This window comes from Streptomyces sp. NPDC059850, assembly GCF_042731515.1.
GTDB lineage: Bacteria > Actinomycetota > Actinomycetes > Streptomycetales > Streptomycetaceae > Streptomyces.
Genome location: NZ_JBHWJI010000010.1, coordinates 37,558 through 61,424, shown reverse-complemented (window position 1 = coordinate 61,424; position 23,867 = coordinate 37,558). Strand labels below are relative to the sequence as shown.

Annotated in this window: 19 protein-coding genes; 10 read left to right on the top strand and 9 right to left on the bottom strand. The window is 72.0% G+C overall.

Going from position 1 to position 23,867, the window contains the following annotated elements; translation table 11 throughout:
• Positions 1-9 precede the first annotated feature (9 nt).
• A complete protein-coding gene (locus ACFV9T_RS10555; protein WP_385438310.1) occupies positions 10-1,683 on the bottom strand; it encodes a glycoside hydrolase family 13 protein in 1,674 nt (557 codons plus the stop codon).
• 267 nt (positions 1,684-1,950) lie between these two features.
• Between ACFV9T_RS10555 and ACFV9T_RS10550 the strand changes: the two genes are divergently transcribed.
• Genes ACFV9T_RS10550 through ACFV9T_RS10535 form a run of 4 tightly spaced genes read left to right on the top strand, consistent with a single transcriptional unit; the run spans position 1,951 to position 6,447 of the window.
• Positions 1,951-3,240: an extracellular solute-binding protein gene (locus tag ACFV9T_RS10550; protein ID WP_385438308.1), complete on the top strand. Its 1,290-nt coding sequence runs from the start codon at positions 1,951-1,953 to the stop codon at positions 3,238-3,240.
• A gap of 11 nt (positions 3,241-3,251) precedes the next feature.
• Positions 3,252-4,187: a carbohydrate ABC transporter permease gene (locus tag ACFV9T_RS10545; protein ID WP_385438566.1), complete on the top strand. Its 936-nt coding sequence runs from the start codon at positions 3,252-3,254 to the stop codon at positions 4,185-4,187.
• 5 nt (positions 4,188-4,192) lie between these two features.
• On the top strand, positions 4,193-5,023 hold the full coding sequence (locus ACFV9T_RS10540; RefSeq protein WP_385438306.1) for a sugar ABC transporter permease: 831 nt from the start codon (positions 4,193-4,195) through the stop codon (positions 5,021-5,023).
• A gap of 26 nt (positions 5,024-5,049) precedes the next feature.
• Positions 5,050-6,447, top strand: a complete 1,398-nt coding sequence (locus tag ACFV9T_RS10535) for an alpha-amylase family protein (RefSeq protein WP_385438303.1) — start codon at positions 5,050-5,052, stop codon at positions 6,445-6,447.
• 7 nt (positions 6,448-6,454) lie between these two features.
• Here the strand turns inward: ACFV9T_RS10535 and ACFV9T_RS10530 are convergent, their stop codons facing one another.
• From ACFV9T_RS10530 to ACFV9T_RS10515, 4 genes are all read right to left on the bottom strand, one after another.
• The gene (locus ACFV9T_RS10530) at positions 6,455-8,422 is read right to left on the bottom strand and encodes a hypothetical protein (protein WP_385438301.1); all 1,968 of its coding nucleotides are present in this window, start codon (positions 8,420-8,422) and stop codon (positions 6,455-6,457) included.
• A 113-nt stretch (positions 8,423-8,535) separates the two neighbouring features.
• Positions 8,536-11,679 (bottom strand): alpha-N-acetylglucosaminidase TIM-barrel domain-containing protein, encoded by a 3,144-nt coding sequence (locus ACFV9T_RS10525; protein ID WP_385438299.1) that lies wholly within the window; start codon positions 11,677-11,679, stop codon positions 8,536-8,538.
• Positions 11,680-11,828: 149 nt separating this feature from the next.
• A complete protein-coding gene (locus tag ACFV9T_RS10520) occupies positions 11,829-12,497 on the bottom strand; it encodes a LuxR C-terminal-related transcriptional regulator (protein ID WP_385438296.1) in 669 nt (222 codons plus the stop codon).
• Between the two features lie 85 nt (positions 12,498-12,582).
• Positions 12,583-13,857 carry a sensor histidine kinase gene (locus tag ACFV9T_RS10515; RefSeq protein WP_385438294.1) on the bottom strand — a complete coding sequence of 425 codons (1,275 nt, stop codon included), beginning with the start codon at positions 13,855-13,857 and terminating at the stop codon, positions 12,583-12,585.
• A 241-nt stretch (positions 13,858-14,098) separates the two neighbouring features.
• On the opposite strand from ACFV9T_RS10515, the gene ACFV9T_RS10510 reads away from it, so the two are divergent.
• Positions 14,099-16,297: an MMPL family transporter gene (locus ACFV9T_RS10510; protein ID WP_385438293.1), complete on the top strand. Its 2,199-nt coding sequence runs from the start codon at positions 14,099-14,101 to the stop codon at positions 16,295-16,297.
• Positions 16,298-16,364: 67 nt separating this feature from the next.
• Here the strand turns inward: ACFV9T_RS10510 and ACFV9T_RS10505 are convergent, their stop codons facing one another.
• Complete coding sequence (locus ACFV9T_RS10505) at positions 16,365-16,985, bottom strand: winged helix-turn-helix domain-containing protein (protein WP_385438292.1); 621 nt, start codon at positions 16,983-16,985, stop codon at positions 16,365-16,367.
• Between the two features lie 364 nt (positions 16,986-17,349).
• On the opposite strand from ACFV9T_RS10505, the gene ACFV9T_RS10500 reads away from it, so the two are divergent.
• Both ACFV9T_RS10500 and ACFV9T_RS10495 read left to right on the top strand, forming a co-directional pair.
• Positions 17,350-17,724: a 5-carboxymethyl-2-hydroxymuconate Delta-isomerase gene (locus tag ACFV9T_RS10500; RefSeq protein ID WP_385438290.1), complete on the top strand. Its 375-nt coding sequence runs from the start codon at positions 17,350-17,352 to the stop codon at positions 17,722-17,724.
• A gap of 141 nt (positions 17,725-17,865) precedes the next feature.
• Positions 17,866-18,309, top strand: a complete 444-nt coding sequence (locus ACFV9T_RS10495) for an SPW repeat protein (protein ID WP_385438288.1) — start codon at positions 17,866-17,868, stop codon at positions 18,307-18,309.
• A gap of 90 nt (positions 18,310-18,399) precedes the next feature.
• On the opposite strand, the gene ACFV9T_RS10490 is transcribed toward ACFV9T_RS10495, so the two are convergent.
• A complete protein-coding gene (locus ACFV9T_RS10490; RefSeq protein WP_385438285.1) occupies positions 18,400-19,113 on the bottom strand; it encodes a DUF2848 domain-containing protein in 714 nt (237 codons plus the stop codon).
• Between the two features lie 182 nt (positions 19,114-19,295).
• Here ACFV9T_RS10490 and ACFV9T_RS10485 point away from each other — a divergent pair, with 182 nt between their 5' ends.
• The 3 genes from ACFV9T_RS10485 to ACFV9T_RS10475 all read left to right on the top strand — a co-directional run bounded on the left by ACFV9T_RS10485 (position 19,296) and on the right by ACFV9T_RS10475 (position 21,926).
• A complete protein-coding gene (locus tag ACFV9T_RS10485) occupies positions 19,296-20,651 on the top strand; it encodes an MFS transporter (protein ID WP_385438284.1) in 1,356 nt (451 codons plus the stop codon).
• Positions 20,652-20,745: 94 nt separating this feature from the next.
• The gene (locus ACFV9T_RS10480; RefSeq protein ID WP_385438281.1) at positions 20,746-21,552 is read left to right on the top strand and encodes a carbon-nitrogen hydrolase family protein; all 807 of its coding nucleotides are present in this window, start codon (positions 20,746-20,748) and stop codon (positions 21,550-21,552) included.
• Entirely contained in the window at positions 21,549-21,926 is a 378-nt protein-coding gene (locus tag ACFV9T_RS10475) for a cupin domain-containing protein (RefSeq protein WP_385438278.1), read from the top strand. The genes ACFV9T_RS10480 and ACFV9T_RS10475 overlap by 4 nt, the downstream gene beginning before the upstream one ends.
• Positions 21,927-21,972: 46 nt before the next feature.
• On the opposite strand, the gene ACFV9T_RS10470 is transcribed toward ACFV9T_RS10475, so the two are convergent.
• Entirely contained in the window at positions 21,973-22,599 is a 627-nt protein-coding gene (locus ACFV9T_RS10470) for a GntR family transcriptional regulator (RefSeq protein ID WP_385438564.1), read from the bottom strand.
• A 72-nt stretch (positions 22,600-22,671) separates the two neighbouring features.
• Positions 22,672-23,721 carry a medium chain dehydrogenase/reductase family protein gene (locus ACFV9T_RS10465; RefSeq protein ID WP_385438277.1) on the bottom strand — a complete coding sequence of 350 codons (1,050 nt, stop codon included), beginning with the start codon at positions 23,719-23,721 and terminating at the stop codon, positions 22,672-22,674.
• Between the last annotated feature and the right edge of the window lie 146 nt (positions 23,722-23,867).

Sequence of the window (23,867 nt, the reverse complement as noted above, 5' to 3'; positions counted from 1 at the left end):
GGTCGCATGTCAGATTGCCCACCACGCGCAGGATTCGGCCGGAATGCGCACCGTACCGGCGTCGTACGCCAGCGGCGCGGAGGACAGCAGCGCACGCCCCGGGACCGGCAGCCGGACCTCCTCGCCGAGGGTGTTGAGCGTGCAGACGAGGCCCGGACGGGACAGCGCGAGCACCCCCGCCGGGGCGTCCAGCCAGCTCATCGGGCCGTCGCCCAGGCCCGGCCGCTCCCGGCGCAGCGCGAGCGCGGCGCGGTACAGCTCCAGCGTGGAGTCCGGGTCGCCGGTCTGCGCCTCCACGGAACTGTCCGCCCAGCCCTCGGGCTGCGGCAGCCAGCTGTCGCCCGCCCCGAACCCGTACGAGGGGCCCGAACGCGACCAGGGCAGCGGCACCCGGCAGCCGTCGCGGCGGCCCTCCTGACCGTCCTGGCCGTCCTGTCCGTCGGCGGAGGTACGGAAGAACGCCGGGTCCTGGCGGGCCTCGTCCGGCAGGTCGACGACCTCGGGAAGGCCCAGCTCCTCGCCCTGGTACAGATACGCGGATCCCGGCAGCGCCAGGGTGAGCAGCGCCGCCGCCCGGGCCCGTCGCAGCCCCTGCCCGGGGCTCTCGGCGGCGTACCGGGTGGTGTGCCGGACGACATCGTGGTTGGAGAGCACCCAGGTGGTGGGGGCGCCGACCGAGGCGGTGGCGGCCAGCGACTCGTCGATCACCTCGCGCATCGCGGCCGCGTCCCACGGGCACTTGAGGAACTGGAAGTTGAACGCCTGGTGCAGCTCGTCCGGGCGGACGTACAGGGCGAGCCGCTCGGCGCTGGGCGCCCAGGCCTCGGCGACCCCGATCCGCGCCCCCGGGTAGGAGTCCAGCAACCGCCGCCAGCCTCGGTGGATCTCGTGCACCCCGTCCTGGTCGAAGAACGGCAGCACCTGCGAGCCGATCAGCTTGGCCTGTTCGGTGCGGCCGATGTCGGGCAGCCCCGGGGCCTTGACCATGCCGTGTGCGACATCGATACGGAATCCGTCCACGCCCAGGTCCAGCCAGAAGCGCAGCACCGAGTCGAACTCCTCGCGGACCTCCGGGCAGTCCCAGTTGAGGTCGGGCTGCTCGGGCGCGAACAGGTGGAGATACCACTCGCCCGGGGTGCCGTCCGGGCCGGTGGTGCGCGTCCAGGCGGGGCCGCCGAAGACGGACTCCCAGTCGTTCGGCGGCAGTTCACCGCCGGTGCCCCGGCCGGGACGGAAGTGGTACCGCTCGCGGGCCGCCCCCCGAGGCCGGTCCGCGAGCGCGCTGATGAACCACGGATGGCGGTCCGAGGTGTGGTTCGGGACGACGTCGACGATCACCCGCAGCCCCAGCTCATGGGCGGTGCGCACCAGGTCGTCGGCGTCCTGGAGGGTGCCGAAGAGCGGATCGACGGCCCGGTAGTCCGCGACGTCGTAGCCGCCGTCGGCCTGCGGCGAGGCGTAGAACGGGGTCAGCCAGACGGCGTCCACTCCGAGCCGGGCGAGGTGCGGCAGCCGCTCGCGCGCGCCGCGCAGATCCCCGACGCCGTCGCCGTCGCTGTCGGCGAAGGACCGGACGTACACCTGGTAGATGACGGCGTCCCGCCACCAGCCGGGCCCCTCGGGGGAGCGGGCCGGCTCGGCTTGGAGGTCGGCCTGGAGGGAGGTCGTGAGCTCCTGGGTCATGCCGGGAACGTAACAGCTCTGCAATGTCTTGCGGAAGAGCTTGCAGGGGCGAGTGGCGCGCAACGGCGCACTACGCGGCCTTGTGGCGCTCCTGTCAAGCGCCTGGGCGGCTACCACGGGGACACGCTGGGGTAACGATCGGGTCCGCTTGCAGAAAGTCGCCGCAAGATATTTCCGGCGGTCTTCCCGGGACCCCGTGGCGCTGTTACGTTCCTCCGCAATCCGGCGCCGCGCTGGTGCGGCGAGCCGGCTCGGGGAGGGGTACAGATGCGACATGGCATGGCGGCCACCGCGCTCATCGCGGCCATCACGCTCACGGCGACCGCGTGCGGCGGCGGCACCGACGGCGGCGGAAAGGGATCCGACGGCAAGATCTCCGGCACCGTCACCTACTGGGACACCTCGAACGAGGCCGAGAAGGGCACGTACGAGCAGCTCGCCCTCGGCTTCCAGAAGAAGTACCCCGGGGTGAAGGTGAACTACGTCAACGTCCCCTTCGGCGAGGCGCTGGCCAAGTTCAAGAACGCCGCCGGATCCGGCGGCTCCGGCGCCCCCGATGTGCTGCGCGCCGAGGTGGCCTGGACCCAGGACCTCGCCAACATCGGCTATCTCGCCAAGCTGGACGGCACCACCGCCCTCGCCGACCAGTCCGACTATCTGCCCAAGGCGGCGGCCGGGACCAAGTTCAAGGGCGCGACGTACGGCGTACCGCAGGTCATCGACACCCTCGGCCTCTTCTACAACAAGAAGATGCTGAAGGAGGCCGGGGTGGCGCCGCCCACCAGCTGGGCCGGGCTGAAGGCCGCCGCCAAGAAGATCAAGCAGAAGACCGGCAAGACCGGGCTCTATCTGCGCGGCGACGACGCCTACTGGTACCTGCCCTTCCTCTACGGCGAGGGCGGCGATCTGCTCGACACCGGAAAGAAGCGGATCACCGTCGACGACGCCCCCGGCGTCAAGGCGTTCGCCGCCGCCCGCGACCTGGTCGCCTCGGGAGCCGCGGAGACCGACGCCACCGACGGCTGGGACACCATGCAGCACGCCATCAAGAACGGCGACGTGGCGATGACGCTCAACGGGCCGTGGGCGATCGAGGACACCCTCGCGGGCAAGGCCTTCGCTGATAAATCCAACCCCGGCACGTCCAACCTCGGCGTGGTCCCGGTCCCGGCGGGCGGCGGCGGCCAGGGCGCGCCGCAGGGCGGCCACAACCTCACCGTCTACGCGGGCTCGGGGAACCTCGACGCCTCGTACGCCTTCGCCCGCTACATGAGTTCGGCCGAGGTGCAGGCGAAGACCACCGAGAAGCTGAGCCTGCTGCCCACCCGCGCCTCCGTCTACCGGAACGAGGCGGTCGCGGCCAACCCCAACGTGAAGTTCTTCAAGGCCGCCGTCGACAAGGCCGTCGAGCGCCCGTGGATCCCCGAGGGCAACAGCCTCTTCCAGGCGGTCCTGGTCCAGTTCCCGAACGTCCTCGGCGGCAGAACGTCGCCGAAGGAGGCCGCCACGGCGGTCGGGGAGGCGTACCGGAAGCTCCTCAAGGGCGACTGGAAGTAGGGCCGGTGACGATGACCGCCGACACCGGCCGGATCCGCACCGCGCTCGCCCGCCACTGGTACGCCTGGGCCATGGTCGCGCCCGTCGTGATCGTCCTCGGCCTGATCATCGGCTATCCGCTGGGCCGCGGCCTCTACCTCTCGCTCACCGACGCCGACGAGACCAACGTCGAGCGCACCATCGGGATCAACCACCTCCCCGCCACCTACCGCTTCACCGGCCTCGACAACCTCACCGCGGTCCTGACGGACGACGTCTTCCTGGACCGGCTCCTGTGGACGGTGACCTGGACCGTCTCCTGCGTCGCCATCAGCTTCGCGCTCGGCCTCGGCCTCGCCGTCCTGCTGAACCGCCGGTTCGCCGGGCGCGCCGTCTACCGCTCGCTGCTGATCCTGCCGTGGGCGGTGCCCGCGTTCGTCTCCGTCTTCGCGTGGCGGCTGCTCTACAACGAGCGGAACGGCATCCTCAACAAGCTGCTCGACGGCGGCGGCATCGACGCCGTGCCCTGGCTGAACGACCCCACCCTGGCCAAGGTCTCGGTGATCGCCGTCAACGTCTGGATCGGCGTGCCGTTCATGCTGGTCGCCCTGCTCGGCGGGCTCCAGTCCATCCCCGGCGAGCGGTACGAGGCCGCCGAGATGGACGGCGCGAGCCCCTGGCAGCGGTTCCGCCACATCACCCTGCCCGGGCTGCGGCCGGTCTCCTCCACCGTGGTCCTGCTCTCCACCATCTGGACCTTCAACATGTTCCCGGTGATCTACCTGCTGACCCGGGGCGGCCCGGGTGACACCACGGAGATCCTGGTGACGTACGCGTACCGGATCTCCTTCGTCAACAGTCCGCGCGACTACGCGGGCGCCTCCGCCTGGGGCGTCCTCATCCTGCTCATCCTCCTGCTCTTCGCGGTGGTCTACCGCCGCGCCCTCCGCAAGCAGGGAGAGGTGTGACAGCCATGCGCGACCGTCAACGCGGCCCGCTCGCCTCGATCGGGCTGCACACGACCCTGATCCTCGCCTCGGCCGTCGCGGTGTTCCCGCCGCTGTGGCTGCTGATGACCTCGTTCAAGCCCAAGGGCGAGGCGTTCAGTGCCGATGTGATCAAGGACCCCACGCTGGGGAACTACGGCCATGTGCTGGGCGATACGGAGTTCCTGACCTGGTTCGGCAACTCGCTGCTGGTGGTCGGCTGCACGACCGTGCTGGGCGTGTTCATCGCGGCCACCACCGGCTACGCCGTCAGCCGCTTCCGCTTCCCCGGCATGCGGCCGCTGATGTGGCTGCTGCTGATCACCCAGATGTTCCCGGTGGCGATCCTCATCGTGCCGCTCTACACGATCATGTCGACGCTCGGCTGGCTCAATCAGCCGGTCTCGCTCATCGTCACCTATCTGACGGTGGCCGTGCCGTTCTGCGCCTGGATGATGAAGGGCTACTTCGACACCATCCCGGCCGAGATCGACGAGTCGGGGCGGGTCGACGGGCTCACCCCCTTCGGCGCGTTCTGGCGGCTGGTCGTCCCGCTCGCCAAGCCGGGCATCGCGGTCACCGCCTTCTACACCTTCATCACCGCCTGGGCCGAAGTCGCCTACGCGTCCGCGTTCATGACCGGCGAGGAGAACCTGACCCTCGCCGCGGGGCTGCAGACCTTCGTCAACCAGTACACCTCCGACTGGGGCTCGATGACGGCCGCCGCCGTCATGATCGCCGTCCCGGCGGCGCTGGTGTTCGCCTGGGTGCAGCGCCATCTGGTCGCGGGGCTCACGGCGGGTGCGACCAAGTCCTGACAGAACTCTCCCCCCACGGAGTAACGATGACCGGCAGCCGCATTTCCCTCGCCACCGTGCTCGCCCTCGCGGCGGCGCTCGTCGCCCTGCCCCCGCGGACCGCACAGGCGACACCGCCCGGAACCAAGGACGTCACCGCCGAACTCTTCGAGTGGTCGTACGCCTCCGTCGCCAAGGAGTGCACCAGCACCCTGGGCCCCGCCGGATACGGCTATGTCGAGGTGTCCCCGGCCACCGAGCACATCCAGGGCGGCCAGTGGTGGACGTCCTACCAGCCCGTCAGCTACAAGATCGCCGGGCGGCTCGGTGACCGCGCCGCCTTCAAGAACATGATCGACACCTGTCACGCCGCGGGCGTCAAGGTCGTCGCCGACGCCGTCATCAACCACATGTCCGCCGGATCCGGAACCGGTACCGGCGGCTCCTCGTACACCAAGTACACCTACCCCGGGATCTACCAGTCCCAGGACATGGACGACTGCACCGCGCAGATCAGCGACTACCGGGACCGCTGGAACGTGCAGCACTGCGAGCTGGTGGGTCTCGCGGACCTGGACACCGGTGAGCCGTACGTCCGGACCCGGCTCGCGCGGTACCTGAACGACCTGCTCTCGCTCGGTGTCGACGGCTTCCGTATCGACGGCGCCAAGCACATACCGGCGGACGACCTGGCCGCCGTCAAGAGCCAGTTGAGCGACCCCGGCGTCTACTGGAAGCAGGAGGTCATCCACGGCGAGGGCGAGGCGGTCTCCCCGGCGGAATATCCGCGCAACGGCGATGTGCAGGAGTTCCGCTACGGCCGTGACCTCAAGCGGGTGTTCCGGGACGAGAAGCTGGCGTATCTGAAGAACTTCGGCGAGGGCTGGGGCCATATGGCGAGCGGCCAGTCCGGTGTCTTCGTCGACAACTGGGACACCGAGCGCAACGGCTCCACCCTCAGCTACAAGGACGGCGCCGACTACACCCTGGCGAACGTCTTCATGCTGGCCTGGCCCTATGGCTCCCCGGACGTCCACTCCGGCTACGAGTTCAGCGACAACGACGCCGGTCCGCCAAGCGGGGGCACGGTGGGCGCCTGCTACCAGGACGGCTGGAAGTGCCAGCACGCCTGGCCCGAGATCAAGAACATGGTCGCCCTCCGCAACACGGCCCGGGGCACGTCGGTGACCAACTGGTGGGACAACGGCGACGACACCATCGCCTTCGGACGGGGCGACAAGGCGTACGTGGCCATCAACCACGAAAGCGCCTCCCTGACCCGGACCTTCCAGACCTCCCTCCCGGCGGGCGGCTACTGCGACGTACAGAGCGGCAGGTCCGTCACGGTCGACTCCTCGGGCCGATTCACCGCCACGCTGGGCGCGGACACGGCGGTGGCGCTGCACGTGGGCGCCCGTGACTGCGGACCGGCCGAGGAGTCGTGAAGGTGAGCTAACGCAGGCCGTTCAGGTGGCCGCCGCCCGTCAGGCGGGCCTTGAGGGTGGCGCGGGCGCCGGGCTTGGCGGGGGTGGTCAGGGCGCGGCCGGCAGACCGGCCCCGGACGCCGCCGCTCGCCGCGATGGCGGTCACCTGGCGGCTGCCGGCGGCCAGCAGGAACCAGCGCCCGGACCGCGCCTTCCACAGCACGCCCGCCAGGACGCGCGGTGCGCGCTGCCCGCAGGCGGGGGAGGAGTCCGACGTGGCGGCGACCGCGCCCGCCGCGCCCCGGCGGGTGGTCCAGGGCTGGAACTGGGCCAGCACCCGGCTGCCCGGGCCCCGCCAGGTCTCGGCCCGGGTGCACAGCCACGCAGCACGGCCGCCCGCCTCGGGCAGCCGCTGGACGCCGAACCGCCAGATGTTCACCGAGCGCACCCCGCGCCCGGTCATCAGCGGCAGTCGGCACGCCGTCCGCGCCCAGCTCAGCAGGGCCGCCCGGCCCGCCACATCGCGCGGGGCGCCGCGCCCGGTGGTCCCGGGGTCGCCGTACGTCAGCCGGGCCGGGGCCAGCTCGCCGAGGTCCGCCACCAGGTGCGAGCCGAACCGCAGCGCGGGCCAGCCCCGGCACGGGCGCATCCGGGGCACGGTGCGCACCGGGTCGGTCACCCCGTCGGTGGTCAGCCGCACCGGGCGCGGCCGCCCGTCGGGCCGCAGCAGGTCCCGTACGGAGGCGCGGCGCACCCAGGGGGCGGTCAGATAGCGGACGTTGCCGTCGGTACGGCCCAGCGTGAGGGCGGTCGAGGCGGCCGCGTCCGCCGCGTCGAGACGGGCGAGGTCCAGCGCCACCGGGCCGCCTCCGTCGCCATTCCCCTCCGCGTACCGGGCGATCCGCAGCCCGTCGTACAGCAGCACCACCGCCGCCTGGTCCACCTCGCCCGCGTACAGCAGCTGCGGCGGCCCGGACGGCGGCCCCGACTGGGTGCCCGCCGTCGCCGACACCCGTACCGCGTCCCCCGGGCGGGCCCAGACGGCCAGCGCGCGGCGCAGCAGCGCGGAGTCGCCGAGCCGGTCGCCACGGGCGGGCCAGGACGAGAAGTCGGCGCGGGTCGCGGTGCGCCACGCGAAGGGCTCGGCGCGCGTCAACCGGTCCGGGTCCAGGGCTCGTTCGGAGGACGGGTTACGGGCGTACGAGGGCGCCGCCGCACCGGCGCGCCCCCAGCCCTCGCCCGGCATCCCCAGCAGCGACCCGCACACCACCAGCGCCACCACGGCCACCAGCAGCGCGCGCAGATGCTGGCGGCGGCGCATCAGATCGGTGGGGCGCGCCTGGAGCGAGCACGGATCGAACTCGGCCGACTCCAGCAGCGAGCCGTCGTCCCGGCTGCCCGCGGGCTCCGGGACCTCGTCCGCCTCGTCGAGCGCGTCCAGCGCGTCGTCCGAGTCCACGCCCGCGGCCTGCAGCAGGGCCTTGACCTCGCGGTCGTCCAGCCGCTCCAGCTCGCGCAGCACATACGCGGCCCGGCCGGGGCCGGACAGCTCGGACAGCGCCTTGTCCAGGGCGAGTTCATCGGCGCCGCCGGACCGGGGGAACAGCCGCAGCCCCCACACCACGGGGAGCGGCACGGCCAGCGCCCACGGGCGGCGCGGCCGCGCCGCCCGCAGCGCGGAGCGCAGCACGCGCAGCCGCACATAGGCGTACCCCGCGTCGCCCGCCGCGCCCTTGGTGCCGCGCTGCCACGGCAGCTCGACCTCCGGGGTGTCGGGCCTGCCCTGGTTGCGCGGCAGCGCCCGCTGCGCCAGCGCGTGCGCGGCCAGCACCCGCCGGGTGCGGCCCATGCCGGGCGGCAGGATGAGGTACGCGAGCCGCACCAGCCGCGGATAGTGCTCGACGATGGCGGCCTCGGCCTGCTCGACGTCGATGGGACCCGCGGTGTCGGCATCGGTGTCGTCGTCGGAATGGGCTGTCGCCTGCTGCTGCTCCACGTGGCGTAAACGAGCGGTGGTAGGAGGAGGTCACAAAGCGGGCGGCTCCGCCACCGGAGCGTGGGGTCCGGGGCGGAGCCGATGTTTCCGCGAAGGTCTTCAGGCCGCGGTCCTCAACGGACGCGCCAGTCGCTGAACTCGACCGTGCCGCGCGCCCCGCTGCCGCCGTTCGCCGCGCTCATGAACAGCCCGGCGTCCTGCGCGGCCGCCGCGCCCGGCACGGTCACCGTCGCGACCTTGCGCCAGTTCGCGCCGTCGTCGGTGGACAGCTCGCCGGTGTACGAGGTGGCGGACGCGCGGGTCAGCCGCAGCAGCACCGGCGCCTTGACGCCCGTGACCCGCTGGTAGGTGTCCAGGGTGCCGTCGCCATTGGAGTCGTACGACAGCACGACGCCGTTGGCGGGCGTGACGGACAGGTTGAGGAACCCGGGCGAGCCCGCCGTCCCCAGCGCGTTGCGGACGATGATCCCGGCGCGGGCCCAGGGCCCGGTGACGGCCTGCGCGGCCACCTTCACCGTCACCGCCGTACCGGTCCGCAGCGCGCCCTGCCGGTAGGCCGCGCCGAACTCGGCGGTGGCCTTCCACAGGTCCTGGCCCGCCCCGTCGATCGCGAACCGCTCGCCCAACTGCCCGAAGGCCGCGCCGTTGTTGGTGACCGTCTTCCAGCCCTCGGCCAGCGGACCCGCCACCCACAGGGTGCCGGTGCGCACCGCCCGCACCCGGTCCTCGCCGCGCGGTCCGTACCGGACGGCGAGTTCGTACGGATACGGCTTCAGCGGATCGTCCAGCGGGTCGTCGGGCGCGGTGGCCCGCCAGTGGACCTCGCCGCTGCCCGCCGCGGGCACCGACGGCAGCGAGGTGGGGCCCTGCGGGGCGGGGTCGAGGCCGGTCACGGTCAGGTCGAAGTCGACGCGGCCGGTGGCCCGCAGCCCGTTGACGTTGCGCAGGGCCGCGGTGATGACCGCGGCGCCGCCCGGCGGCAGTGTCCCGGGCTCGGTGTCGACGGACAGCGTGCCCTGGTACGGGGCCGTGGCCAGCGCGTCGTGCACCCGGCGCGCGGTGCGCCAGGCGTCGGCCACCGGCCGGACCGGATAGCTCTTCCGCTCCCGGGTCCACGGTTCCTCGATCGCGTACCAGTCGAAGGTGCGCGGCGCGCGGTCCTGGGCGAGGGCGTCCTCCAGCTCGTCCAGGTAGGCCTGCCACTGGGGCAGGTGGAAGTCGCCGATGAGGCCGTTCCAGTCGCGGTTGGCGTAGTTGGCGAGCTTGCCGCCGTCCGAGGCGCCCCGGTCCGCCCAGGTGGTGATGAGGGCGCGGGCGGCGAACTCCAGCTGCGCGGACTCCTCCGCGCCCGACGCCATCCGCTTGGCGTCCTCCAGCCAGGGGCCGAGGAGGAGCCGCTTGTGGGTGCCGGTCACGTCGTCGCTCAGCCGCATCAGCTTCAGCCACAGCCGGGACAGCGCCCGGAAGGTGTCCAGATCCTTGCGGGCGTAGGCGTCCGAGAGCTGCGGGGCGAGCTGCCAGGAGCGGTTGGCGAGCGCCTGCCGCGCGGTGTCGGCGAGGTCGTAGCGGTACGCGTCGCTGTCGCGCAGCCCGGCCCGCACCCCCAGCAGCCCGGCCAGGGCCGCGTCGAAGCGGGCGATGTCGAAGGCGGGGGTGTGGGTGGCGTAGTAGGTGCCGGAGCGCGCGGCGACCGAGGGCCGGGAGGCGAATATCGAGTCGTGGGGGCGGCCGTCCTTGCTGCTGATCTGGTACGCGGTGTCGCGCATCGCCGCGAACGCCTCGCGCGCGTGCCCGTCCCGCGCGCCGTAGCGGACGTCGGCGTAGGTACGGAACCACGCGTCCCGGTCCACCGCCTCGTCCCGCCAGGCCAGCTCGCTGAACAGCTCGAACGCGGCCGGGTCGCGTTCGACCGCCTCCGGCATGTACGCCGTGCCGACCAGCTTGCTGCCCGGCTTGTCCCGCCAGACGGTGAACCGGTCCGCCCAGATGTGGGTCTTGGCGCCGACCGTCGTACGGCCGCCGAAGTTGGGGATGGTGCCGAACGCGTACGGCACCGAACCCCAGTCCTTCTCCCGGTCGGTGATCGTGTCCAGGTCCGACAGACCGTCCACGACCAGCGTGTGGTCGTGGTCCACGGCGTCCAGCAGGTCGCGGCGGGGGTTGGCCTGCCAGCCCAGGATCACCCAGATCGCGCCGGGGCGGGCGGTTTGCAGCGCGGTCTCGACGGCGCGCGCGGCATCCGGGACTGAGACGTCACCGGCGTTGCCTCCCTCGTGCAGCAGGTCCATCTTGAACAGGTCGCACGCACCGAACAGGTCCTGCTGGTGGCGGTAGAAGGCCGCGGCCACCTCGCGGAACGCCTCGGTGCGCGGGTCGAGCCAGTCGGGCCGCCGCAACCCGTTCCAGTCGCCCTGCGGGACGGTGGTCGCCCCCGGGTTGCGGTCGGCGAAGCCGTCGGGGACGGTGCCGAAGTAGCCGGGGAAGACGGGCCGCATGCCCAGCTCCCGCAGCCGGTCGGCGATGCGCCGCCCCAGGTCGGTGCGCTTCTCCATGAGCGCGGTCGACACCGGGCCGCCGTACACGCTCATGTTCTGCATCATCCACCACGGCTGGTGGGCGGGGGTGGGCAGCCAGGCGCGCACCTCCGCCTCCGTATAGCCGAAGTCCTGGAGCAGCCGGTGGTAGACGGCCTCCTGGCCCGCGGTGACCAGCAGCTCGTTGCAGCCGTGCAGGGCCGCGACGTCGATCAGGTGCTCCCAGCGGGCCCAGTCGGCGAAGGGCGCGGTGTAGCCGTCGTGGGTGTCGTTGAACGCGAAGCGGTGCGGCAGCGCGGTCGAGCGCTCGACGGTGCCGTGCGGCGCGGGCAGTTTCTCCGGCAGCCCCAGCTGATCGCCCGCCCAGGTGATCTGGGCGTGGCAGGTGTACTTGAGGTACCAGTGGACGCCGGTGAGCAGCACCGCGGGGCTCGTCCCGGCCACGGTGACACGCCCGGCCGAACCGGTGACCTCGAACCGTTCGGTCTTCCCTTCGGCGCCTTTGGGGAGCGCCACCAGCCGGAACTGATCGGCGTGCCCGGGCAGCAGCCGTCGCAGCGCGGCGCGCGCGGGAGCGGTGGAGAAGGCGGTCACGGCGGTGTCCTGTGGCTGCTGCGGCGGGTGCGGTGTGTCGGCCAGTGCGGGGGAGTGGGCCCCTAACGCGGCCCCGGCCCCGAGTGCTCCGGCGGTTCCGATCAGCGTGCGTCTGCTCAGGTCGCTCATGCGCCCCCCAACGGACAACGGCCAAAGGTTGTGGTGCGCAGCGCACTTAACCAGCGATGCGGGGCGGGAGCAATGGGGCACGCGCGCCGGGGGGCGATGCGGGACGCGCGCCGGGGGCGATGCGGGACGCGCGCCGGGGGAAGCGCCCGTCAGCTCCCGTTCGCCTCCGTACGCCCCCGGTCCAGGTACGCCAGCACGGCCAGCACCCGGCGGTTGTCGTCGTCGGACTGCGGCAGCCCGAGCTTCCCGAAGATGTTCGAGGTGTGCTTGGCGACGGCCCGCTCGGTCACCACCAGCTGCGCCGCGATCGCCGTGTTCGACCGCCCCTGCGCCATCAGCTCCATCACCTCGCGCTCGCGCGGCGTCAGATGGCCCATCGGCTGGTCCTGCGAGCGCCGGGACAGCAGCTGCGAGATCACCTGCGGATCCATCGCCGTACCGCCCTCGGCGACCCGCCGCACCGCGTCGATGAACTGGTCCGCGTCGAAGACCCGGTCCTTGAGCAGATAGCCGATGCCGCCGCTCCCGTCGGCCAGCAGCTCCCGCGCGTACAACTGCTCCACGTGCTGCGACAGCACCAGCACCGGCAGCCCCGGCCGCTCCCGGCGGGCCGCCAGCGCGCACTGCAGGCCTTCGTCGGTGAACGACGGGGGCAGCCGTACGTCCACCACGGCCACGTCCGGCTTCAGCTCCGCCAGCGCCCGGGTCAGCTCGGGGCCGCTCTCGACGGCGGCCGCGATCTCGAAATCGTAGGCCTCCAGCATCCGCGTCAACCCGTCCCTGAGCAGGAACAGATCCTCGGCAACGACTACGCGCACGGCGGGCTCCATGACGTCATCGGGCCCGGTACTGACTGCCGGGCCGAATGCGTCGAATGTACCGTCGCGGGGGCGCTGTTGGTGCTCAGACCGCCGGTCGTGGGGCGGTGGGGGCGCAGGGGATCTCCATCGTCACCATGGTGGGGCCGCCGGGCGGGCTGCTGACGGCGAGGACGCCGTCGAAGGTGCCCAGCCGCCGCTCGATGCCACTGAGCCCGCCGCCGTGGTTGACGCGCGCGCCGCCGCCGCCGTTGTCGGTGACCGCGATGCGCAGCATGCCCGCCTCGTGGTGGATGTCGAGCCACATGCGCTCGGCGCCGGAGTGCTTGGCCGCGTTGGTCAGGATCTCACTGACGGCGAAGTACGCGGCCGACTCGACCGGTTCCTCGAACCGGCCCGGAAGCTCCACCTCCGTCTCCACCGGGAGGGGCATCCGCAGGGCGAGGGCGCGCACCGCGTCACCGAGGCCCCGTTCGGCCAGGACCGGGGGGTGGATGCCCCGGACCAGGTCGCGCAGTTCGGCCAGCGCCTCGGCGGAGTTGGTACGGGCCGCGGCGAGGAGTTCCTTCGCCTTCGCCGGGTCCTTCTCGATCAGCGCCTCGATGGTGCCCAGGCTCATGCCCATGGCCACGAGCCGGGCCTGTGCGCCGTCGTGCAGATCGCGCTCGATGCGGCGCAGCTCGGCGGCCGAGGTGTCCACGGCGTCGTGCCGGGTCGCGGTCAGCCGCTCGACGCGCTCGGCGAGGGCCATCTGCGGGGTGGGGGCGAGGAAGGCGCGGGACAGCAGGAAGTGGGCGCGCAGCAGCGCCGGGGAGACGAACAGCCCGAGGGCGATGAGGCCGAGGCCGGTCAGGGCGGCGAGGTTCGCGGTCCCCTGCGAGGTCACCGGGATGAACGCGTACCAGTAGGTGCCGCCCGCGTCGACGATCGGCTCCCAGACCCCGGCGGCCAGGACGGAACCCTCGACCCCGTACGGCGGGAAGACGAACGCCAGCAGGGCGATCACGTACCCGGCGGTCATGTCCACCTGGAGCCAGAGCAGGTCGCGCCAGGTCGCCGGGTCCTTCAGCAGGAAGGTGCACAGCTCCACCTGGCCGGTCACACCGGAGCGCCGGTCGTGGGGGAGCGGGCGGTACGGCATCCGGATCTGCACGCCGGACCACTGGGCGGCCAGCAACCGGCGCCGATTGGCGTGGGCGCGCACCGCGCTGATCATCACCGGGGTGGTGAAGACTCCCAGGCCCAGCGGGATGAAGGTGATGGACAGGATCGTCAGCACCGACAGGATGATCGACACCAGCGCGAGAACGGATGCGCCGAGCCCCCGTAAACAGGCCAACAGTCTGCTGCGGACCTTCATCCGACGCCCTCCATGGTGTATCTGCCGCTGATCCGATGTCCTCAGTCTGCTGGACGCCGCATGATCGGTCACGGGGGCCGCGCTGCCTTCGGGGGTACACCTAACACCACCCCCGGGTCTCTCCATATGTCCCGGCGATTCGGGGGTTGCCCGGCTGGGGCCGGAACGCGGCTTTTTCTAGCGTTGTGGACGTGACCGATCCGGTCCGTATTCAGTCCGCATCCCCAGTGGGAGAGACGCCATGAGCGCAACGAGGCAGGGCCTCGCCGTGCGGCTCGGTGGGTGGAGCACCCGCCACCGCAAGTCCGCGATCATCGGATGGCTGCTGTTCGTCGTCGTTGTCGCCGTCGTCGGTGGCATGTCCGGGTCGCGGCAGATGACCAATTCCGAGAACGGCGCGGGCGACTCCGCCCGCGCCATGAAGATCCTTGAGGACGCCGGGGTCACCACACCGGCCGGTGAGATGGTGATGCTGCGCAGCGACGGCCCGGACGGCTGGCGGGCCGCGGCCGGTGATCTCACCGCACGCTTGGAGAAGACCGGCGAGACGGCGCGGATCCAGCCGCCGGTGCGCTCGGCCAGCGGCCGGGAGGGGCTGGTCACCTTCGAGCTGAAGGGCGATCCGGACACCGCGGGGGAGCGGGTGAAGCCCGTGCTGGACGCGGTGGCGGCGACCGAGTCCGCGCACCGGGGGATCACCGCCCATGAGTTCGGCGACGCGACCGCGCAGCACGAGCTGGACGGCATGCTGGCGGACGACTTCAAGAAGGCCGAACTCACCGCCGTGCCCCTGGCGCTGGGCATCCTGCTGGTGGTCTTCGGGGCGCTGGTCGCGGCCCTGCTGCCGGTGCTGCTCGGGCTGACCGCCTGCATCGGCACGTTCGGGCTGCTGGCCCTGGTCAGCCACAAGCTGCCGCTGTACGACTCCACCAACTCCGTGATGTTCCTGGTCGGGCTGGCCGTGGGCGTCGACTACTGCCTGTTCTACCTGCGGCGCGAGCGGGACGAGCGGGCCGCGGGCCGGGATCCGCAGACCGCGCTGCGCATCGCGGCGGAGACCAGCGGCCGGGCGGTGCTGATCTCGGGGGTCACGGTCATGCTGGCGATGTCGGGCATGTTCCTGTCCGGGCTGATGCTCTTCCAGGGCTTCGCGGTCGCCACCCTGCTGGTCGTCCTGATGGCCATGCTGGGGTCGGTGACGGTCCTGCCCGCCACGCTGTCCTGGCTCGGCGACCGGATCGACAAGGGCCGGGTGCCGCTGCTGAACCGGCGTCGTCGGAAGGGCGTTCACCAGGCGAGCGGCGGGGTCACCGGCAAGCTCATGAAGCCCGTGCTGGCCAGGCCGAAGCTGTTCGCCGCGATCTCGGGCGCCCTGCTGCTGGTGCTGTGCGCCCCCGCGCTCGGGATGAAGACCGAGAACCTCGGCATGGAGAAGCAGTTCGGCTCGGACGCCCCGCTGACCGTGGCGTACAAGGAGATCACCGGGGCGTTCCCGGGCGGCCCGGCCCCGGCCGAGGTGGTGCTGCGGGCCGACGACGTCTCCTCGCCCCGCTTCGGCGCGGCCGTCACCGACTTCAAGCAGCGGCTGGCCGACTCCGGCCGGTTCGGCAAGGCCGTCGAGGTCGAGCTGCACGCCAAGCAGGGGGTGGCCCGTATCGAGGTGCCGCTGGCGGGGAACGGCGCGAACGCGGAGTCGGAGCGGGCGCTGGACACCCTGCGCGACGACCTGGTGCCGGACATCCTCGGCCCGGTCTCCGACAAGGCCTACGTGGGCGGTGAGCTGGCCAACAACCGCGACTTCACCGACCAGCTGAGCAGCGACATCGCACCGGTCTTCGTCTTCATCGCCGCCGTGACGTTCCTGCTGATGCTGGTGTGCTTCCGCTCGCTGCCGATCGCGATCGTGTCGATCCTGCTCAACCTGCTGTCGGTGGGCGCCGCGTACGGCACCATGACCGCCGTCTTCCAGCACGGCTGGGGCGCGGAACTGCTGGGCATGGAACCGGCCGGGGCGATCGAGTCGTGGATGCCGCTGTTCGTCCTCGTCATCCTCTTCGGACTGTCGATGGACTACCACGTCTTCGTGGTCTCGCGGATCCGTGAGGCGCACGACCGGGGCCTGTCGGCGCGCGAGGCGATCCGCGAGGGCATCCGCTCGACGGCGGGCTCCGTCACCGGCGCGGCCGCCATCATGGTCGCGGTGTTCTCGGTCCTGGCGCTGCTGCGGATGCAGGACATGCAGCAGATGGGCGTCGGGCTCGCGGTCGCGGTGCTGGTGGACGCCACGCTCGTACGGATGCTGCTGCTGCCGTCGCTGATGGCGCTGCTCGGCGAGCGCAACTGGTACCTGCCGCGCGCCCTGCGGTGGCTGCCGAACGTCAGCCATGGCGAGGCTCCGGCCCCCGCGGAGTCCCGCCCGCTGGTGGGCGCCGAACGCTGAGAAGCGGCGCCCGCCGAGGAGCGCCGTACGGGCCGAGTCGCGGTCCGTACGGCGCTTCTCGCCGTGCTTATGCGTTCGGCACGTACTTGTAGCCCACGCGCCGCACGGTCACGATCGACCCGCGGTGCTCCGCGCCCAACTTGCGGCGCAGCCGGGCGACATGGACGTCCACGGTGCGGCCGTCGCCGACGTGTCCGTACCCCCAGACCGTCGTCACCAGCTGGTCGCGGGTGTGCACCCGGTGCGGGTGGGCGACGAGATGGGCCAGCAGCTCGAACTCCAGATAGGTGAGATCGAGCGGACGCCCCCCGACCCGCACGGACCGCTGCTCGGGGTCGATCCGCACCGGGCCGTCGTCGGTGGGGAGGGGCGCGGCGGACGACGGCGGGGCGGTGGGCGTGACAGGCGCGGTGGGTGCGGCGGTGGCGGTGGTGGCCGTCTGGCGCTCCCGCTGGTCGGCCGGGACCAGCACCAGGTAGCCGATCATCGGCGGCTGTCCGGGGAGGGCGGGGACGGTGTGCGGGGGAGCGGGCAGCCAGGTGGCGCCGGGGTGCAGCAAGTCGTCGACGGGGGGCACCTCGTCCCGGGCGACGGCTCGTAGCCGCTGACGGCCGCTGATCGGGCTACGGCCGGGTACGGCGGCGGGCGCGGTGGACGAGGAGGCGGAGAGGGTACGGACGTTCGTCATGGGAGTCAGCTCTTTCGCGCTAAGGGGCGTCGGTGGACGTCAAGCGCGCGGGCTGGGCTGGGGAACCCGGGGCCGGGAGAGGAAAGCCCCCGGAGCCGGGCGGATGGCTGAGCGGCCGGGTGGGGCGGCGTCAGCAGCCGAGCGAGCGGGCCCGCGCAACGGATGCGCGGCAACACTCGCGGTCGAAGTGGTGCGCCTGCCGGGACGGCCAGAACGGCTCGAGGTCGAGACGACCCGTCGCGGCGTTGATGAGGCTGACCATGCCCCCTATTGAAGCAGAAGAACGGGCCGGGGCGCTCGGGTCCCGGGCAGGGTGCGACGATGCCCACTCCACTCTCGCAGAGCTGATGAGGAGTGCCCGCCCATGCCGCACATCGTCGTCGAATACTCCGACACCCTGACCGACGCCTTCGACCGCCAGGGCTTCGGCACCGCCCTGCACCCGGTGGTCGCCAAGACCATCGACACCGGGGTGGCCGGGTGCAAGACCCGGTTCCGCCGGATCGAAGAGGCCGTCATCGCCGACGGGGCACCCCATCTCGCCATGATCCACATCGAGGTGGCGATCCTGTCCGGCCGGGACGCCGAGACCAAGGCGGAGCTGTCCCGCGCGGTGCTGGACGTCGCCCGCGCGTATGTGGCGCCGGTGCCGGGGCTGACCGTGCAGACCACCGTGAACATCAGCGACCTGGACCGCGCCTGGTACGCGAAGCACGAGGAGGCCACCCCGTCCTCTTAGGCCTCGCGGACACCTCGGGCATCTCGGGTAGCGGAGCCAATCCGACATCTACCTATAAAGCTAGGCGAGGCGCACAATGGTGGTGCGGCGGTATTACCGCACTGCGCGGTCAGACTTGCATGAACGAAGGAGGCGAGTCGTATGGCCGACGTCTCACGTACCCGAGGTGATCTCAAGGGCCACCCCGACGTGTCCGAGATGCGTGAGCGCTTCGCTCGCATGATGGACGCGCGGGACGTTGTCTTCCTCGACGGACCGGTGCTGCTTGCCGGTCTGTACTTCGCCATCTCTCCCTGGGTGGTGCACTTTTCGAGCACCAGCCCCGACCTCATGGTCAACAACCTCGTCCTCGGCCTGGCCATCGCCCTGCTGGGCATCGGCCTCACATCGGCGCCGAGGAGGATGTACAGCCTGTGCTGGGCCATGTCCGCGATCGGTATATGGATGATCATTTCTCCCTGGGTCGTTGCCATGGACCCGGATGCCGGGATGATCTGGAACAACGTGCTCATCGGCGCCCTCACCTGCCTGTTCGGACTGATCGCCGCAGGCGTGGTGATGCGGAAGGGACGGGAGACCACCTGACCGAGAGCTGAACGACACGGAATCAGACGCTAACGAGCCACAGCGGACCAGGCCCACCGCCTGGTCCGCTGTGGCTCGCTGTGTGCCGCGTCAGCCGATCGGCTCCGGCATGGGAACCACGTCATACGAGCACTCGATGGTGTCGCCGGTGGCGGGATCGCCCAGCTCCACCCGCCAGCGGTCGGCGAACTGGTCGACGCCCTCCGCCATCGGGATCGTCCCGGAGATCAGCACCGTGCCCGGCACCAGACCGCCGCGCTCGCGCAGCACCTCGACCCAGTACGCGGGCGGCAGCAGCTCGGCCAGGGTGCCGCTCTGCACCTCGGTCTCCTCGCCGCCATGGGTGACCCAGGCCCGCAGGGTCAGCCCGTCCAGCCGCTCGGACACGTCCGCGAGGGGCCAGGCGCGGGCGCCGAGCACATCGGGGCTCGCGTTCTTGCTCCAGGCCACGCCGTGCACCTCCAGCTCCCGGTCGGTGTGGTCGCAGGCGGCGGTGAGCAGCAGCTCCCCGCCGTCGGCGACGATCAGAGCCCACTCCGCCTCGCCCGAGGTGCGGCCGTGCTGCACGCTGACCCGGCCGGTCTGCTGGGCGAGGTACGGGGAGACGGGGTAGAGGGCGGGCGTCACGCTGGGGGCGGGAACGCCCAGCTCGGCGAGTTCGGCGACATGGGCGGCCACGTCCTCCTGGCTGCGCCCGGCGTAGCCCGCGTTGAGCACCTGGACGACCTCCACATGCCGGGTGGAGCCGTCGGGGAGCGTGAAGGTCAGGGCGGGGCGGGGGGACTGCGGGGGCTGCGTCGTCATGGGGCGTGCTCTCCAAATCGCGAGGAACTTCCCTCAAGGGGGTTGCGCATACGCTTGGTATACAACAAGTATGCCGGAAGCCCCGCATCACGCAACCACCCATCAAGCACCCACCCACCGGGCACCCGCTCACTGGGCACCCGCTCACCCAGCACCCACCCCGCACCACCCCGAGGACGGACATGAAGCGCACCTCCCCGAGCGCACCAGAGCCCCGGGCGGACGGACCCGCGGTCCGCCGCGCCTTCGTCGCCAGCCTGACCGGAACCGCCCTGGAGTGGTACGACTTCGCCGTCTACTCCGCCGCCGCGGCGCTGGTCTTCGGCGACCTCTTCTTCCCCTCCAAGGACCCGTTCACCGGCACCCTCCTGGCGTTCTCCACCTACGCCGTCGGCTATGTCTCCCGCCCGCTGGGCGGCTTCGTCTTCGGCCGTCTCGGAGACGTCATCGGCCGGAAGAAAGTGCTCATCGCGACCCTGGTGCTCATCGGCGCCGCGACCTTCCTGATCGGACTGCTGCCCACCTACGCCACCGTCGGCGTCGCGGCCCCCGCCGCCCTGGTGCTGCTGCGCTTCGCCCAGGGCGTCGGCGTGGGCGGCGAGTGGGGCGGCGCGGTGCTGCTGTCCAGCGAGTACGGCGATCCGCGGCGGCGCGGCTTCTTCGCCTCGGCCGCCCAGGTCGGACCGCCCGCGGGCAATCTGCTCGCCAACGGGGTGCTCGCGGCACTGGGCGCCGCGCTGACGGAGGAGCAGTTCCTGTCCTGGGGCTGGCGGGTGGCGTTCCTCCTCTCCGGTGTGCTGGTGGTGTTCGGGCTGTGGATCCGCGCCAAGCTGGAGGAGACCCCGGTCTTCCGGGCCATGGAGGCCGCGCAGGACCGCCCCGAGGCGCCGGTGCGCGAGGTGTTCACCTCCCAGCCCCGGGCGCTGACCGCGGCGATCCTCTGCCGCATCGCCCCCGATGTGCTGTACGCGATGTTCACCGTCTTCGTGCTCACCTACGCGACCGGCGAGCTGGGCATGTCGCGCGGCTCCGCGCTGGCCGCCGTCCTCATCGGCTCCTCCCTCCAGATCTTCCTGATCCCGCTGGCCGGGGCGCTCTCCGACCGCGTCAACCGGCGGTGGCTGTACGGTCTCTCCGCCGTCGCCGCGGGTGTCTGGCCCTTCGTCTTCTTCCCCCTGGTCGCGGGCGGCAGCTGGCCGCTGCTCACCCTGGGTGTGATCGTGGCGCTGGTGATCCATTCGCTGATGTACGGACCGCAGGCGGCCTTCATCGCCGAGCAGTTCTCACCGAGGCTGCGCTACACGGGCTCCTCTCTCGCGTACACCCTGGCCGGAGTCGTCGGCGGGGCGATCGCGCCGCTGCTGTTCACGACGCTGCTCGGTACGTACCGCGCCTGGCAGCCGCTGGCGCTCTACATCGCGCTCACGGCGGTGGTCACGGTCGCCGGGCTGTGGCTGGGCCGGGACGCGGCGCCCGCGGAGGACGAGGAGCCGGACGCCGTGGCCGAACGCCACCACTCGTCCGCCGCGACCGGCTGACGCGCCCCGCGCGATGGGCAGCCCCGCTCCTCCCGGGGCATCATCGCCAGATCACCACTCACCACCGCGCCGATCAGGGAAGGCAACACACCCCATGCGCATCGCACTGAGCCAGATCACCACCGGTCCGGATCCGAAGGCGAACCTCGACACGCTGCGCGAGCAGGCCCAGCGCGCGGCGGCCGAGGGCGCCCGGCTCGTGGTCTTCCCGGAGGCCGCCATGGCGTGCTTCGGCACCCGGCTGGGCCCGCTCGCCGAACCGCTGGACGGCCCCTGGGCCACCGAGGTCCGGCGGATCGCGCAGGACGCCGGGCTGGTGGTCGTGGCGGGCATGTTCACCCCGGCCCCCGACGGGCGGGTCACGAACACCCTGCTGGCCACCGGCCCCGGGGTCGAGGCCGCGTACGACAAGATCCATCTGTATGACGCCTTCGGTTTCGCGGAGTCCAAGACCGTGGCCCCGGGCTCCCAGGTGGTCACCTTCGAGCTGGACGATGTCCGGATCGGCCTCGCCACCTGCTACGACGTGCGGTTCCCGGAGCTGTTCCGGGCGCACGCCGACGCGGGCGCGGTGCTCTCGCTGCTTCCGGCCTCCTGGGGCGCGGGCCCCGGCAAGCGTGAGCAGTGGGAGCTGCTGACCCGGGCGCGGGCGCTGGACGCCACCGTCTGGCTGGCCGCCGTGGGCCAGGCCGACCCGGCGGCGAGCGGCGCCGGGGCCCCCTCGACGAGCGCCCCCACCGGCATCGGCTACAGCGCCCTCGTCGGCCCCGACGGAACCGTGCGCGAGCGGCTGGAGGCGGCGCCCGGACTGCTGGTGGCGGACGTCGACACCGAGGAGGTCACGGCGGTGCGGCGCACGGTGTCCGTCCTGGCCAACCGCAAGCTGGGCACCGACGCATGAGCGGGCGGGCCAAGCCTGAGCTGGAGTTCCACCGTCCTTCGGGCGCCTGGCAGGTGCCCGAGGGGGCGGCCCCGGGGGTCCGGGAGCAGACCCTCGCCGCGGACGGGAGCGGTGCGCGCCGCACGGCGCTCGTCCGGTGGGAGCCGGGCACGGACACCTCGGCGTCCGGAGTCGTCCGCCATGACTTCTGGGAAGAGGTCTACCTGCTGGAGGGCGACATGCACGACCTGACGCTGGGGCGGACCTTCTCGCGGGGGTACTACGCGTGCCGCCCGCCGGGCATGCCCCATGGCCCGTGGACCTCCGAGGACGGGGTGACGATGCTGGTGATCACCTACCCGGGGGCCGATCCCGAGACCCCGGCCGAGGCCTGAGCAGCCCGAGGCGTGCGGTGGCCCGAGGCCTGAGGCGGCCCGCGGCTCACCCCGCGAGCAGCACCTTGAGCGTCGACTCCAGGTGATCGCTGATCGCGGTGCGCGCCGCCTCCGGGTCGCCGGAGGCCACCGCGTCCAGGATCGCCTGGTGCTCGGCGAGCACCGCCTGCTGGCGGCCGGTCCGGTTGTACAGCGCCACCACCCCGGCCCGGATCTGACGGCTGCGCAGCCCGTCGTAGTGCCGGTTGAGGAGCGCGTTGCCCACCGAGGCGACCATGGTCGCGTGGAAGAGGTGGTCCACGGCGATGAATTCCTTGGCGTGCTCGGGCCCGCTGAGCCCGCGCTGCCGCTCCAGCAGCTCCGTCAGCTCCTCGACCGGCACCTTCCGCTGCTCGATGGCCTGCTCCGCGGCATAGCGCTCGACGATCCCGCGCAGCTCCATCAGCTCGGTGATCTCCCGGCCGGACAGCGGCGCGATCTGCGCACCCCGCTTGGGCACCAACTGGACCAGATCCTCGGCCGCGAGCAGCAGCAGCGCCTCGCGGATGGGGGTGCGGGAGATGCCGATACGATCGGCGATCTCCTGCTCGGTGAGGAACCGGCCCTGCATGTCGGGATCGGTCAGCACGGTTTCCTTGAGGAACGCGTACGCCTTTTCTCGTCCGGACTGCACTGGGCCCATGCCTCCTCGCATACCACTCGTATACGAAAATTATCACGGCGAAGAGCGCCAGGAGGGCGGAGTTCATGAGCCCTCACCGGTCACGAGGACGACTTTGCCGGTGACCGTGCCGGACTCCGCCAGCCGCATCGCCCGCGCGGCCTCGGCGAGCGGGATCCGCGCGGCCACCTGGGCGGTGAACTCACCGCTCGCGAGCAGCGCGAAGACCTGGCCCAGATCCTCCCGCACCCGCGCCTGGTAGGCGGCGCGCCGCCGCCTGCCCGCCCACAGGTTGTAGAAGTGCGCCTTCCGGCCGTTGGGCAGCAGATTCCACAGCATGAGCCGGGCGAGCAGCTTGAGGACCGGCGCCCGGGACGAACCGGGCACGTCCCGGGTGGCCGCCGTGCCGTACGAGACGAGGGTGCCGCCGCGGGCCAGCAGCCGGAACGACTCCACGATGCCCTCGCCGCCGACGTGGTCGAAGACCGCGTCCACCCCGCCGGGCGCCAGCTCGCGCACGCGCGCGGCCAGATCGGGGTCGCGGTAGTCGACGGGGGTGGCGCCCAGCGCCCGCACCGCGTCGTGGTGGCGGGGCGACGCGGTGCCGATGACCGCGATTCCGGCCCGGCGGGCGAGCTGGACCAGGGTGGAGCCCACTCCGCCGTTGGCCCCGTGGACCAGCACGGTCATCCCGGCGCGGGCCCCGGTCACCCGGTGCAGCATCTGCCACGCCGTGATCCCGTTGACCACCACCGTCTCGGCCTCGGCCGCGCCCACGCCGTCCGGCACGGCGACCAGATCGCCCACGTCGGCCAGGACATGGCTGGCCCATCCGCCGACCTTCGTCAGCACGGCGAACCGCCCGCCCCGCAGCCCCGGATCAACTCCCGCGCCCGTCGCGGCGACCGTGCCCACCAGGTCGTATCCGGGCACGAAGGGGAACGGCGGCTGGTCGTAGTACTTGCCGCGGCGCATCTGCTGCTCGGCGAAGGAGACCCCGGACGCCTCGACGGCCACCAGGGCCTGGCCGGGGCCGGGTTCGGGCACCGCGCGGGAGCGGAGCCGGAGCCCCTCCGGATCCACCGGGCCGGGCAGGACGACTTCGGTGAGAATGTCGGCGTCGGTCAGCGGCATGGCAGGGCCCCATTTCTTGTGAGGTCGGGGGTTCGTGAGGTTGTAAGGTCTTCTATCGACTGTGAGAACTTCTAACGAAACAATGAACCTGTTACCCTCGATGTGTCAAGCCCCGATTTTCGGGTCGGCACGAGGTCCGTACGAGA